The following is a 13,411-nucleotide window of genomic DNA, read 5'->3' as shown; positions in this document are numbered from 1 at the left end:
CATAAGACAATTAAAATCAATATTTAATTTTTAGATTTTATACCTAGAGCAAAATATGTTGAGAGTAGCTACCTACATTTACTTTTCTATAATTTAATCGAATTATTTGATTTTAACCTACAATTTTCATAATCTTTATTACCCTATTCTAATTGACTATTTTATTATGCAAGGGTTGCCGTTTTCCTCCATTCAAATATGAAAAAGCAAAAATCCCCCAAACTTTGAGTCTGAGGGATCTTTACCACTATATAATTTAAAACCTTGAAAGCCTAGATATTAGACTATTTTCTCTCTATCCGAACAACCGCCTCACAATGCATCGTATGCGGAAACATATCCACCGGCTGAACCTCAACCGTCTGATATCCTCCCTGCTCCAACACATGCAAGTCTCTCGCTAAAGTGCCCGGATTGCAGCTTACGTACACAACCCGCTTCGGCTTCATATCCAAGATGGTCTTAAGCAGCGCTTCATCGCAGCCTTTACGTGGCGGATCTACGACGATGGTGTCTGCTTTAATCCCCTGCTTGTACCAGTTCGGGATGACGACTTCGGCTTCACCGACTCCAAATTCTGCGTTGGTCAGTCCGTTGAGCTCGGCATTGCGTTTGGCGTCTTCGATGGCTTCGGGTACGATTTCGACGCCATACACTTTTTTCGCTTTCTGGGCGAGGAACAGGGAGATGGTTCCGATGCCGCAGTAGGCGTCGATGACGGTTTCTTCACCGGTCAGCTGGGCATATTCGAGTGCTTTGTCATACAGCACCTTTGTCTGCTCCGGGTTGACCTGGTAGAACGATCTTGCCGAGATGGCGAAGCGGATGCCGCCGATGCTGTCGTAGATGTATTCTTCGCCCCAGAGGACGTTTGTTTCGTCGCCGAATATCACGTTCGTGCGTTTATTGTTCACGTTTTGGACGATGGATTTCACTTGTCCGAATCGGCTTGTGATTTCTTCGATGATTTCGTTTTTGTCCGGGAAGTCGTTCGTTCTGGTGACGAAGACGACCATCATTTCGCCGGTCATCTGGCCGTAGCGGACCATGATGTGGCGGAGCCAGCCTTTGTGCTTTTCTTCATTATAAGCACGGATGCCGTGTCGGCTGCAGATTTCCTTTACAGCCTGGACGACGTCGTCGTTTTCAGCCTGCTGGATGAGGCATTTCTGCATATCGATGATCTCATGCGAGCGCTGCTGGTAGAAGCCTGCGACTAAGCCGCCTTCGCGTTCGCCGACCGGGACCTGGGCTTTGTTGCGGTAGTTCCACGGGTTATCCATGCCGAGTGTCGGGTGGACGGTGACTTCATCCAGGTTGAGCTTGCCGATCCGGCTGAGGACGTTTTCGACCTGCTTGCGTTTGAAATCGAGCTGACCTTCATAGCTCAGGTGCTGAAGCTGGCAGCCTCCGCATTCCTTGTAGATCGGGCATGGAGCTTCTCTTCGCTCGGGGCTTTGTTCCTTTATTTCCATCAGGCGGCCAAAGGCAAAGCCTTTTTTCACCTTAACAATTTTAATGCTGGCGCGTTCGCCTGGCAGGGCGTTCTGCACGAAAATCGGGAAGCCCTCGACCTTGGCGACTCCTGCTCCTTCATGGGTCAGGTCCTCGAACGTCACATCATACAATTCATTTTTCATAACCGGTACATCTATATTTGGCATTCATATCGTCCTTTTCAATTTTCGCTTCTATCATCTTACCATATTCCAGACCAAAGCATTCATGGGGAAGTTCTCTTAAGGCTGATAACACCTGACAAATAATGGTATAATATAAATCACCAATGTTTCCTGTAAGTGGACGGATTTTCACATTGGATATCGATTGCCTTGTACCTATAATATAAAAATTATTACGTTAAGGAGTTGTGTTATTTGGCTAAATTCAGCAAATTAGATATAGGTTATCTCATCATTGCTGCTTTATCTATCTTAGGTTTTATTTTCAGGGATTACTCTGACCTAATTTTAAAATCATTTGCAGGAATTTTTGCTATTTATTCCTTTCTTAAAGCATTAGATGTTTATAAAACAGATAAAAAACTAGCTGCGGTGTACGCATTCACCGTGGTCATCACCACCGTTATATTTGCATTTAATATTTACAACCTTATTAATTCGTAATTGAGTCAATCCTACTCTATATTTCTGCCACTCCAAAAATTTAAACCCAAACAAAATTTTCAAAACAATCCCAATATACTTTTATCGGAACTTTTTAAACAGTAGGTGTATAATAATTCTATCAAGTGAATAAATACTCACAAAAGGCAGGTTACTATCATGACTACGATCAAATCGAAAAAGCTGGGCTTGATGGGGCTGTCCCTCATCAGCATCAACGCGATTCTCGGATTGAAGAACATCCCGTTTGCCTCTACGATCGGGCCCTCGGCGATTGTCTTCTGGATCGCGGCAGCTTTCCTATATTTCATTCCTATCAGTTTAATTGTGGCCGAGCTTTCGACCACCTACCCGGATCAGGGCGGAATCAGCGCCTGGGTGAAGCGTGCGTTCGGCGAAAAGGCGAGCTTCCTCGCCGGCTGGTTTTTCTGGGTGGCGAACTTTACGTACTACCCATCGCTCTTGATCGGCATTACCGTCAATCTGGCGTATGCCATCAACCAGCAGCAGATTATGGACAGCACATGGACGACGAACATCATCTCCATCGTGATTTTCTGGCTCATCACACTCCTGACTCTGAAAGGAACGCAGATGAGCGAAAAGCTCGCATCCATCGGTGCACCGCTGGGCGTAGTCGTACCGGCCCTTCTCATTTTCGGCTTCGGGATTGCGAGTCTTGTGAGCGGACAGCCTTCCGCCACTCCGTTTTCGGCTGAATCGGTGATGCCGAATTCCGTTTCCTTTGATACGATCATGTTTTTATCGACGCTCATGTTTGCTTTCTCCGGCATGGAGATGCTCGGAACGATTGCGGAGGACGTGAAAAATCCGCAAAAAACATTCCCGAAAGCGATTTTCATCACATCCGCGATCATTGCCGTTATTTACATCATGGCAACCGTCGCGTTCCAATTTGTGATTCAAATCACACCGGATCAGACAGCGAATGCGCTCTACCTGTTCGCGGATAAAGTGACGGCCCAGTTCAACCTGCCGTTTAGCTTATCGCAGCTTCTTGGAATTTGTTTCGTTGTTGCCGTCGTCGGATCTCTATCCTTCCTGATATTGAATCCGAGCGTCATGATGTACGAAAGCGGAAAAAAGGTATTGCCTAAAGCGCTGCTGAAAACCAATAAAGACAAAATGCCGGTGAATCTGATTCTCTGGCAGGCAGCAGGCGTTACGGTCATCCTTTTATTCTCTGCTTTTATCCCGACGATTTCAGCTGCCCTGAACATGCTGATTCTCATGGCGACCCTTGCATTCTTTATCCCGTATCTGTTCCTCATTTCCGCTTATGTGAAGCTGCGGATCACAGATAAGACGTCGGTCCGTCCGTTTAAAATCAAACACAATACAGCCGCATACATCGTCGCCGGAGTCGGACTGCTGTCCGTTGTCGGTACCATCATCCTGACTTTGATTCCCTCATCGGATACAACCGTTTCCGAATATGCGCCGATGGTAATCGGACCTGTGCTGTTTATCATCCTCGGCTTGGTCTTTTATAAAGCCGGAACGAAAGAAAAAAAGAGAGAAATGAAAAAAGCGAGTTAACGCGGAGTGCCAATCAGGCACTCTTTTTTTTTGGGGGCAACGTTTGGGAAAACATATATATGTTAACCAAATGATACCAGCGTGTAACACAAGGTATGTATAATGGACCAATCAGAAAGGAGGGAATACGATGATTCAAATTGAAACATTGGGCGCGGAGAACCTGACAGAGGGAGATCATTTCCTCACGTATCTGAACGGGGACACACGTTTTGTTTTTACATATGAGGCAAAGTCGGTTCAGTTTTTGACGGAGGTTTCCAAGACGGTTTTATACGATATGGCGATGAAGCTGATCCGGAAATTTGAATCGTTTAAAGTGACGCCGTTCGGAGTGGAAGCGGAAAACGTGGTGGCCTTTCAGTTCAGCAAAGACCGCAGCCAGGTCGATATTAAAAAAATGCCGGTACAATCTCTGGATACGATTGAGAAGACGTCCTTTCCAGCTGCCGTTTTTTATAAAGAGTTTACCAGCGCCTATGAACATTTTCTTAAGCCAATCGCCAAAGCAGAAAAGGCAGAGGATGAGATTCCGAGAGAAGTCGTTCAAATGCGGGAAATCCTTGATTTGCTGAAGGAACAATCGGCATAAAAAAAGACAAGCAGGCCGCGAACGGTCTGCTTGTTATTGTTTTTCGGCCTGTTTTTCTTCTTTTTTAACCGGGCCTTTATCCACTTTTTCTTCCTTCTCTTCAGCAGAAGGCTCGGACATTTCGTGCGCTTTTTCCTTGGACATGACGATGTCCAGGTGCTGATAAAGATTTTCAAATTCAGCCGGCAGAAGTCCGCCGTATTCTCCATCCAGGTTAAGCTGCATTTTATCCTTCGTCGTGACCTTCACACGGCTCGCTTTCGTATAAATGACGTGCTCATCATTCATATGCTCCCCGCGCAGGGCCAATGAAGCAACCCGGATGAATTCGGCTAGGTTCGCCTTTTTCAGGATGAGGAGATCGAACAATCCATCGTTCAGCTTGGAATCCGGGGCAAGCTTTTCGAATCCTCCCACTGAGTTCGTAAGAGAAACCAGGAAGAGCATGATCTCGCCTTCAAACAGCTTCCCGTCATATTCAATCTCGACCTCTGTCGGACGGATGGACGGAAGCATTTCCATCCCTTTTAAGTAATAAGCAAGCTGGCCGAGCATCGTTTTCAGCTTGCTCGGAACTTCATAGGTCAGCTCCGTCAGCTTCCCTCCGCCTGCAATGTTAATGAAATAGCCGTCGTTGACGCGTCCGATATCAATCGGAATCGCGACTCCCGCTACCAGCATATCCACCGCTGCCAGTACATCGTTCAGCGGAAGGGCGATCGCCCGTGCAAAGTCATTGGTCGTCCCAACCGGAATAATCCCAAGCTGAGGGCGTTTCTCGAACTTGGCAATCCCATTGACCACCTCATTGACCGTACCGTCTCCCCCGGCTGCCACAACGAGATCAAATCCGCGCTCCGCCGCAGCCTTCGCCGCTTCCGTCGCATCGCCTTCGCACGTTGTTGCATGGCAGGATGTTTCATATCCCGCATTCTCGAATTTAGCTAATACTTCCGGCAGATGGCGCTTGAACGCTTCCCTTCCGGAGGTTGGATTGTAAATAATTCTCGCTCTTTTCATTTCCCCATCATCCTATACGTGATTTCTCGTACCATTATGCTCCATTCAGTCTACCATTTTTGACCCAGACCTTCAATTAGCCCGCTCCTTTAAAATCCCCCAAATACTGGTTTTTGAAACCAATCCTTCCAAAAAAAGAACGGGAAGGTTTAATTTTGCCTCTTCTATTTTAATTGTCCAATCGGCCACATGATTTGGCCGTCCTCCCCCCTTATTTAGCCGATTGATGCTGTCAGTTGTCCGCCTGCGTCAGCCAGAATTTACCTGTGATTGTGGATGAAAATATAAAAACAGCCATTCCGTTATGGAATGGCCTCATCTTCCGTGTTTCCATTGAGTTTCATTAAATCTGCTTTTTGTTAACAACATATAAATATGTAAAAAAACGATTGAACAAACCATTGCTAAAATTGGGAGATAGAAAATAATTTGAGCCGGAAAGCCGTCAAGCATAAGGAAAAAAGATACGATTCCCCCAAGCAAAGCACCCGATAGTGAATACAAAGTCAACTTTGTAACATACGAGAGGGATCTAAATTGATCCATGAAAGCGGCAAATGGTACCCCGATCAGGATATAAAAAACTGGTAAATAAATTAATCCGAACACCCAGTCATCTAAAAAAGCAGAGACCGGATCAGGGCTTGGCCGAAACGTATTTTGATAGAGGGAAAAAAGAAAGCTGACAAGTACAGAAGATAAAATAGCCGCAAGAAGTTTTTTTATAAAAAGGGACAATGTATTCTGACCTTTCCATTTTAATTTTTATTTAAGTGTACATCGCTTCTCCGAAAAATTCCCCCTAAACTTTTTTGAAAGCGAAAAGAAAAGACAGCGGCCGGTGATGGCTGCTGTCTGGATTGGAGGTATTGAAGAAGATTCAGGGGGTAAACGATTCTGGATGAGATATATTCTTGTTTTTGCACCGTTTTACCGGCTCAGTCTTTTTATCGGCACTTCCATTCGTTTTTTTACCCTAGCCTTCTATTTTTTTAATTTTCTGCTGCTGCTTTTTCTTGTGAAACCGGCTGTTTCTTCAGCCCCTTGACCATCGATACAGCCATGACGGCAAATGCCCCAAGGCCGATCATGCCAAGGATCCAGCGCTGTTCTTCAAACCCGCTGCCGCCAAAGAAGAATAAGCTGCGGAAGCCCTCCACCGTGTGGGTAAACGGAATCCACGACAATAGCCACGTTCTCGTTGCCTCCGGCAGGAATTCAGGAGCCAGGCTTAAGACCGGGCTTGAGAAGAAGAACAATAGAATGAGAATGGGCATCGCGCCATATCCAATCCAGTTGAGAAGGGCTCCCTGCATAAGGAAGAACATAAAGGCTGTGAACACCATAAATCCATATGCAGCGGCGAAGTCCGGCACTTCCAGTCCCAGGATTCCCGTTGCAATGGAAAGAATGATGAGCGAGTTCATCGCAACAAAGAGGAGTCCTGCGATCAGCTGGCCTGTTATGAATCCGGCTGTAATCCGGTTATCCGATGCTTTTTTCATCGCCAGGAAAATGAGGATGGAGCTGATGATTGTCGTCAGCCAAAGGATTTGCGTCATCATGACCGGAGAGTTCCCTCCCCCGTTATTCTCGCCTACCTTATTCACCGTTTCCAGTTTCAGCTGGATAGGATTCGCAAGCAGGCTTGCCTGATCCGGAGAAATCATTTTTCCCTGTGCTTTCATCGGAGCAAGCATCTGCTCGCGAATTTGTCCGTTAACCCCTGTAAACACTTTATCCATAATACTTCCGATGCTGTTCGCTGCGTTCAGGTTTTTCCCCTGATTGAGGATTAGTTTTGCCTCTGCCTGGACTGGCTTCGGTGACTGAATGGACGCGGCTTTTTGAGAAAGGCCGGCAGGGAGAATGAGGGCCGCATAGTAGTCACGGTCTTTCATCCCCTCTTTGGCTGTCTTCTCGTCCTTTACTGCCGTCCATTTAAACGGCAGCTCTTTATTGCCTGTGAGTTTGTCCTCGAGCTGTTTCCCTATTTCAAGTTTTTGACCGGTTGGAAGCTGGATGCCTTCATCCTGGACAACCAGGGCGACAGGCAAGTCTTTCGGAGCCGGGTTCACAACCGACCCGAGAAAGGCGAAAGTAAAAATAAGGGCAGCTGCTGCAAGACCTGCAAGTCCTCCCCAGAACATCCGCTGGGTAAAAAACCGTTTAAGTACATTCATTGGTCTACCTCCTTGATTATAATAAACACCTTGTCCTTTAACTTACATACTGTACATAAAACATGGTATTCTATATAGGAGATCCTTACAATCATCAAAAACATACACTTTGCCGGATAAACAACATTTAGAGATAAATTGTTCATTATAGTCAATGGGAGGATGGCAAATGACGAAAACAGATCTGCGGATCATCCGCACCCGGAAAATGATCAAAGACGCTTTTATCCAGCTTGTGATGGAAAAAGGGTTCGATGCCATGACCATCCATGATATTACTGAACATGCGATGATCAACCGCGGGACGTTTTATCTGCATTATCAGGATAAATTTGATTTGATGGAGAAGCTGACAGAAGACATACTCGGGGATGTAATCGGCAATATCAATCCGTCCATGCATTTGATGGACGGAAAGCTGCATACCGGCAATTTAAAGGTTTCGATCGCCTCCGTTTTTGAGGCCGTCTCCAGCCACACTAATTTTTTCCAGGCGATGCTTGGAGGAAAAGGCAGTCAGGATTTCTCGCATAAAATGCTGGGGATTATTAAAGGCCGCTTCGATTCCGAATATTCCAAGTCCGGATTAAAGGAAGAGAACATGCTTTTGCCACGAGAGCTTATCCTGACCTTTATTGCATCGGCCTGTCACGGTATGATCATCTGGTGGCTGCAAAACGGGATGATGTATTCACCGGGGTATATGGCAAACAGCATCGTCACACTCATGACCAATGGGCCGGCCCGCAGCTTTGGGGTGGAGATTCTTTAGGATGAGATGTAAAAAACGCACATGGCCCTGATAATAAAAAAGGCCATGTGCGTTCATAATTGGATGACCGGGTGCCAGTCCCGATCCAGTGTACCCGTTCTCACAAATAAGACTGGGTCCGTTTCATGTCTGTCACTAAATGAGGATTGTCTTTTTTCATCCTCTCCATCAGGCTTTCCGCTTGTGAGCGGTCTTCGATCAGCACGTCCAATTCTCTTTGCGTAATTCCTGTCAGTTGGAGAAAATCCACCCGGCCGTGGACCGAGTCTACCCCTCCTGCTTCCGTATCAGGAACGACGAGAAGGCCCGTTATGGCTGATTCTTCCCCAATATGGATGGAGGTCACGTTCCCTCCGATATACTGAAAAGGTTCAAAGTATCTTTTTTGAGTAAAGGTATAGCGGGCAAGGTTGGAGAGCAGATCAATTGCCCACATGCATTCTTCGCTCGACTCTTCGTACAGCTTGATGGTCATTTCATACCCCCAGCGGCTGTATTCGCCTCCGAACGCTTCTTCATTTGCGTAAAGCTCTGTCATCCCGTAGGTCAATATATGCTTGTAGCCGTTTGGAGATTGATAGATGCTATAGCCATCCAAATATTGGTCCCCGCCGAGAATGGCCCGTTTATGAAGATCTGTCGCAAAATGTGCCGGTTCCTGGTTCGGATAAAGGGTGTCGAACACCTCATCAACGGCTAACCAGCCCGGAGCCCAATCCTCTGCCTCCGCTGCTTTTCTTCTATACTCCTCTAATTTCATTCGATATCCCCTCTCTTTGACCGCAAGCCTGATTGTATTCCCGATAAAACTCATTGTTCTCTACGCAAAAGAGGCCAATAGAAAAACCCATCAGCCGGCCGCTGACGGTTTCTTCGTGCGGTATTTAACATTTGTGAGGGCAATAAGCGGACTGCCGATTATCGTCGGGATAAACCAGATCCAAAGAGCCGGAATGGACTGAAGGAATGCGATTTTCGGTGCGTTCACGACTAAAACTGCCGTTATGACTGCGATGTAGGATCCGAGCATCCCGCTGATATGGTATCGCAGCCAGTTTTTCCATTTCTTTTTCACCGCCGCGTACCCGATGACGGCAAAGGAATAGGAAAAGAATCCGATGTAAAACAAGTACGCACTTTCCTCCCAGTGCAGGACTGCCATCGTTATGGAGCTTAGAAAAATCACCACGAACGATCCGTGGTACACCTCACCAAACCAGCTGTGCTTTCCGTTTCTTTTCGGCGACAGCATGGCACCGAGGCCGGTTACCAAACAGATGAATCCAGCTGCGATATGAATCATTAAAATTCCAGAAAACATCATGGTCCCCCCAATTCCCTATTATTTTACCAGCTTTTTATTGTAAAATGTTAATTATTAACAATATTAGGTTAGGGGATTTTTCTATGAATGCAGCAGAAAGAACGGTCGCAGCCGTAAAAGGAGTCATCGTAAACGAAGGGAAGATCCTGATGGTTCAGCGTTCTGCACAGGATGAAACCGGTGCAGGCAGCTGGGAATGTCCAGGGGGCAAGATAGATTTCGGTGAAGAATTAGAAGCGGCACTTGTAAGGGAGATCAGGGAGGAAACCGGAATAACGGTTCAAGTAGAGAACATCCTCTACGCATCCTCCTTCCAAACCGATCCATCCAGACAAGTCGTCCTCCTTACATACCTGTGCCGTACGCAGGAACAGGACGTCACCCTTTCTCCGGAGCATGCTCATTACTTATGGGCATCAAAGGAACAGGCGAAGCGTAAAATGCCCGCTGCCATCTTAGAGGATTTTGAAAAGCACGGGGTTTTTGAATTAAGAGAATGGGAGAATGAATGACAGCTGACGATTGCTGGGCGTGTCATTGCGGGCACCATCGATGTGTCATTTCCGCCGTTAGATGATCTGGAGGGAAAAAGGGTTGAAGAAGATTACGATTGTTTTATTCCTGCTAGTCGGGCTTATTAGCTGCGGAGTTTACTGGGCTTTTTTTGATATGAGCCGTTTGCCAAAAGGAGAGCTGATTGAAGAGGCACAGTCACCCGATGGCACCTATACACTTAAAGCATATGTATCAGACGGGGGAGCGACCACAAGCTATGCCGTACGCGGAGAACTGAATTTTAACAAAGGGAATCGAAAGCCTAAAAATATTTACTGGAATTACCGGGAAGAAACCGCAAGCATGAAATGGATCGACAGCGATACAGTCCAAATCAACGGCCGAATTCTCAATGTACCATATGAGACCTATGATTTTAGAAATGACTGAAAAAAGCGGAACTCCTTATAACGCGAGTTCCGCTTTTTTCTGTTTACACCTTTTCTTTCGCCGAGCACTCTTCCACAAACGCATGAAACAGCCGCTGCATGCTTTCGTATTTCACGGCCATTTCTTCCGGGTGCCACTGAACGGCCAGGAGCGACCAGTCTGAGTCTGTGCCTTCTACCGCTTCGATGACGCCGTCCGGTGCTTTGGCTGTCACTTTCAGGTTAGCGGCGACTTTGTCGAGTGCCTGGTGATGCATACTGTTGATGCTCACCCTTGTTTCCCCAAGAATGCTGTGCAGCCGGCTTCCCTCTTCCACCACACACTCATGGGTAGCGTTAATGCGGGAGCCTTCCTGATGATGTTTGATCCCGTCTTTGAGCTGACTGTGAATGTCCTGGGTAAGCGTGCCTCCGAGAGCCACATTTAACGAAGCGATTCCGCGGCAGATGGCGAAAATCGGCGTCCGCTGCTTTTCCGCTTCCTTCACGAGGGCAATTTCTGTTTCATCCCGTTCCAAAATCACTTTGCCGAGCTCAGGATGCGGGTTCGCTCCATATGATTGGGGATCGACATCCTCTCCACCGCTTAACAGCAATCCATCAATCGTATCCACCCAGGCCTTTGCCGCTTCTTCATTTCCAAGCGGCAGAATAACCGGAATGCCGCCCGCTCTCAAGACCGCTTCCGGATATTTGGCATGCACGAAGGAATGATCAATGCCGTTCACTTCTTTCTGTGATCCTGTAATTCCTATAATCGGTTTGCGTCCCATCATTTCCGTCTCCTTTTTTCCCGTATACCCTTTCCTTACCCTAATTAAATTTTGTCTACACGTGTGCTTTAGCCATTTCCCCGTATAAAAAAAGCCCTCAATCGGGCCAGACTCATTCCTTCCTCCGCTTCAATAAATCCTTCATATACCCTTTTGAGTTCATATACCAATAGATGAAAATCGTTGTAGCCACAATAATGAGAATGGCGAGCGGGTAGCCAAGTTCCCATTTCAGCTCGGGCATTTTTTCGAAATTCATTCCCCACAGCGCACTCCATGCGGTTAATGGGGTAAACAGGATCGTAATGATGGTGAGGGATTTCATAATTTCATTTCCATTGTTCGTGGAGATGACTTCCTCAAGGCGGATAATGGTGTCAATTTCCTCCTGGTATTCCTTCAGAAGCGACATCGCCCTCTCCAGCTGCTTATCGATCCGTTTATACTCCGTCCACGAATCCGTTTCACCTAAGAACGCTTCCTCGATTCCTTTTTTCACTTCCACGACCTTCAGGAGCAGACTTTTCCAGAACAGGAGAGAATGCCGCAGATCATAGATTTTGTTGAGGATATTCGATTTATTGTTGCGCTGCACTTCCTTCAGGACCTTCTCCATCTTTTGTTCAAACTCATCAATCCCGTCCAGGTAATGCTTCGCCAATCCGTGCAAAAGCACGAAAAAACCTTCCGGCGCCTGCTCTGATTCCTGAAGCTTCTGTTGCAGGTCCCGTTCATTCACCCGCTTCAGCGACCGGGTATCCAGTCCAATCGTTACTAACTGATGTTTGTTTATGTAATAGCGGAGTATTTTTTGAACATCCTCGCCCTCATCACTGTAGACGAGAGAACCGTACACAACTTCCCCATCCAGCTTCAGTGCCTGTACGTGCATTTGATTTTCATGGCCGTACTGGATGAGGCTTTTCCATTGATCCGCATAGTCAAGTGTCCCTAAAAGCTCGTCGTCAAATGAATCCAGAGAAAGCCACTTCCAATTTACATACTCCCTGCTGTCCCCCATGAACTTCCCCCCTGTTACGCTGTTTCGTATTATATAGCCGAAAAATTTTCCACGTAAACAGCGGAACGGAATAGTTGGTTTCCCACAGGTGAAAGCTAGAGGAAAAAGGAGGAATGACGATGATCGAAGATGCCTTGCATGCCCTTCACCATGCGGAAAAAGCAGTCACGGACGCCCAGGGAAACCCGGGATCACAGGAATTTCAGCATGCGCTTCAAAAGCTGCAGCTCGCTAAGGAGCAAATCGAGAAACATCAAAACGCGGAGCTTGATCCGGAAGAGCGGCATCACCTCGACCTTGCAGCGGAACAGGCCATCCATCTGCACGAAACACTGGAATCACTTGAAGATCAAAGTCCGCTATAACCGGAATGGTTATAGCTTTTCTTCATTTTTGGGATATTTGGACAGCCCCGGAATACATATAGAGAAAACATACAAGGAGAGGACGAATGAATACTTTTATTAGTCATATCCTGCTCGGGATTTCTCTTGCAGCACCCATCGGCCCAATCAATGCGGCACAAATCGAACGGGGATTTAACCGCGGATTCTTCCATTCCTGGCTGATTGGCCTCGGATCGATTACGGCTGATATTCTCTATATGCTTGCGGTTTTTATGGGGCTCGTCCAATTTATCGAAATTCCGATTGTTAAAGCGTTTGTCTGGCTGTTCGGCTTCTTCGTTTTAACCTATACCGGCATTGAAAGCCTGCTTCAGGCAAGCAAAAGTCTGGAACTGAGGAAGGAGCTTTCGCATTCGCTAGCCAAATCTTACTTGACGGGCTTTATGATGTCGCTGACAAACCCCCTGACGATTATGTTCTGGGTCGGGATTTACGGATCGGTTCTCGCTAAAACCGCCTCCATGTACGAAAAGACAGAACTGCTTTTTTACAGCGGCTCAATCCTTCTCGGATTGCTTATTTGGGATGTCTGCATGGCCGGAGCATCAAGCTTCGCACGCGGATTTTTGAACAGCCGGACCCTGCAGGTCATCTCCTGTCTATCCGGCCTGTCTCTTGTCGGGTTCGGTTTGTATTTTGGTTACGAAGCGTTCCGTCTTTTTTTCTATCACACATAAAATCAGCTCCCC

At 46.8% G+C, this 13,411-nt stretch carries 15 protein-coding genes; 8 read left to right on the top strand and 7 right to left on the bottom strand.

The window, feature by feature from the left end:
* Nucleotides 1–284: 284 nt before the first annotated feature.
* The gene (rlmD, locus tag CEF21_RS03855) at nt 285–1,664 is read right to left on the bottom strand and encodes a 23S rRNA (uracil(1939)-C(5))-methyltransferase RlmD (protein WP_123913451.1); all 1,380 of its coding nucleotides are present in this window, start codon (nt 1,662–1,664) and stop codon (nt 285–287) included.
* 213 nt (nt 1,665–1,877) lie between these two features.
* On the opposite strand from rlmD, the gene CEF21_RS03850 reads away from it, so the two are divergent.
* The 3 genes from CEF21_RS03850 (at nt 1,878) to CEF21_RS03840 (ending at nt 4,278) form a co-directional block, all read left to right on the top strand.
* Nucleotides 1,878–2,126, top strand: a complete 249-nt coding sequence (locus CEF21_RS03850) for a hypothetical protein (RefSeq protein ID WP_123913450.1) — start codon at nt 1,878–1,880, stop codon at nt 2,124–2,126.
* 159 nt (nt 2,127–2,285) lie between these two features.
* Complete coding sequence (locus CEF21_RS03845; RefSeq protein ID WP_123913449.1) at nt 2,286–3,686, top strand: APC family permease; 1,401 nt, start codon at nt 2,286–2,288, stop codon at nt 3,684–3,686.
* 130 nt (nt 3,687–3,816) lie between these two features.
* The gene (locus CEF21_RS03840) at nt 3,817–4,278 is read left to right on the top strand and encodes a hypothetical protein (protein ID WP_123913448.1); all 462 of its coding nucleotides are present in this window, start codon (nt 3,817–3,819) and stop codon (nt 4,276–4,278) included.
* A 33-nt stretch (nt 4,279–4,311) separates the two neighbouring features.
* On the opposite strand, the gene CEF21_RS03835 is transcribed toward CEF21_RS03840, so the two are convergent.
* Together CEF21_RS03835 and CEF21_RS03830 are read right to left on the bottom strand one after the other, a co-directional pair.
* Nucleotides 4,312–5,298 carry a diacylglycerol kinase gene (locus tag CEF21_RS03835; protein WP_123913447.1) on the bottom strand — a complete coding sequence of 329 codons (987 nt, stop codon included), beginning with the start codon at nt 5,296–5,298 and terminating at the stop codon, nt 4,312–4,314.
* 992 nt (nt 5,299–6,290) lie between these two features.
* Entirely contained in the window at nt 6,291–7,481 is a 1,191-nt protein-coding gene (locus CEF21_RS03830; protein WP_123913446.1) for a YhgE/Pip domain-containing protein, read from the bottom strand.
* A 169-nt stretch (nt 7,482–7,650) separates the two neighbouring features.
* On the opposite strand from CEF21_RS03830, the gene CEF21_RS03825 reads away from it, so the two are divergent.
* Nucleotides 7,651–8,253, top strand: coding sequence for a TetR/AcrR family transcriptional regulator (locus CEF21_RS03825; RefSeq protein WP_164462070.1), 603 nt, complete (start codon nt 7,651–7,653; stop codon nt 8,251–8,253).
* 100 nt (nt 8,254–8,353) lie between these two features.
* Here the strand turns inward: CEF21_RS03825 and CEF21_RS03820 are convergent, their stop codons facing one another.
* Both CEF21_RS03820 and CEF21_RS03815 read right to left on the bottom strand, forming a co-directional pair.
* Nucleotides 8,354–9,013, bottom strand: coding sequence for a suppressor of fused domain protein (locus tag CEF21_RS03820; protein WP_123913444.1), 660 nt, complete (start codon nt 9,011–9,013; stop codon nt 8,354–8,356).
* 90 nt (nt 9,014–9,103) lie between these two features.
* Nucleotides 9,104–9,574, bottom strand: coding sequence for a DUF2306 domain-containing protein (locus CEF21_RS03815; RefSeq protein ID WP_123919959.1), 471 nt, complete (start codon nt 9,572–9,574; stop codon nt 9,104–9,106).
* Between the two features lie 86 nt (nt 9,575–9,660).
* On the opposite strand from CEF21_RS03815, the gene CEF21_RS03810 reads away from it, so the two are divergent.
* Both CEF21_RS03810 and CEF21_RS03805 read left to right on the top strand, forming a co-directional pair.
* Nucleotides 9,661–10,089, top strand: coding sequence for an NUDIX hydrolase (locus tag CEF21_RS03810; RefSeq protein WP_123913443.1), 429 nt, complete (start codon nt 9,661–9,663; stop codon nt 10,087–10,089).
* Between the two features lie 61 nt (nt 10,090–10,150).
* The gene (locus tag CEF21_RS03805; RefSeq protein WP_123913442.1) at nt 10,151–10,522 is read left to right on the top strand and encodes a DUF5412 domain-containing protein; all 372 of its coding nucleotides are present in this window, start codon (nt 10,151–10,153) and stop codon (nt 10,520–10,522) included.
* A 43-nt stretch (nt 10,523–10,565) separates the two neighbouring features.
* Here CEF21_RS03805 and CEF21_RS03800 read toward each other — a convergent pair whose 3' ends face one another.
* Nucleotides 10,566–11,297: a gamma-glutamyl-gamma-aminobutyrate hydrolase family protein gene (locus CEF21_RS03800; protein WP_123913441.1), complete on the bottom strand. Its 732-nt coding sequence runs from the start codon at nt 11,295–11,297 to the stop codon at nt 10,566–10,568.
* 109 nt (nt 11,298–11,406) lie between these two features.
* Nucleotides 11,407–12,315, bottom strand: coding sequence for a magnesium transporter CorA family protein (locus CEF21_RS03795; protein ID WP_123913440.1), 909 nt, complete (start codon nt 12,313–12,315; stop codon nt 11,407–11,409).
* 119 nt (nt 12,316–12,434) lie between these two features.
* Here CEF21_RS03795 and CEF21_RS03790 point away from each other — a divergent pair, with 119 nt between their 5' ends.
* Both CEF21_RS03790 and CEF21_RS03785 read left to right on the top strand, forming a co-directional pair.
* The gene (locus CEF21_RS03790) at nt 12,435–12,680 is read left to right on the top strand and encodes a hypothetical protein (RefSeq protein ID WP_123913439.1); all 246 of its coding nucleotides are present in this window, start codon (nt 12,435–12,437) and stop codon (nt 12,678–12,680) included.
* A gap of 86 nt (nt 12,681–12,766) precedes the next feature.
* Nucleotides 12,767–13,399 (top strand): LysE family transporter, encoded by a 633-nt coding sequence (locus CEF21_RS03785; RefSeq protein WP_123913438.1) that lies wholly within the window; start codon nt 12,767–12,769, stop codon nt 13,397–13,399.
* The last annotated feature ends 12 nt before the right edge of the window (nt 13,400–13,411 follow it).

The organism is Bacillus sp. FJAT-42376 (assembly GCF_003816055.1).
GTDB lineage: Bacteria > Bacillota > Bacilli > Bacillales > Bacillaceae > Metabacillus_B.
Note: the sequence above shows the minus strand (reverse complement) of the source record. Positions and strands in the feature narration are given on the sequence as shown.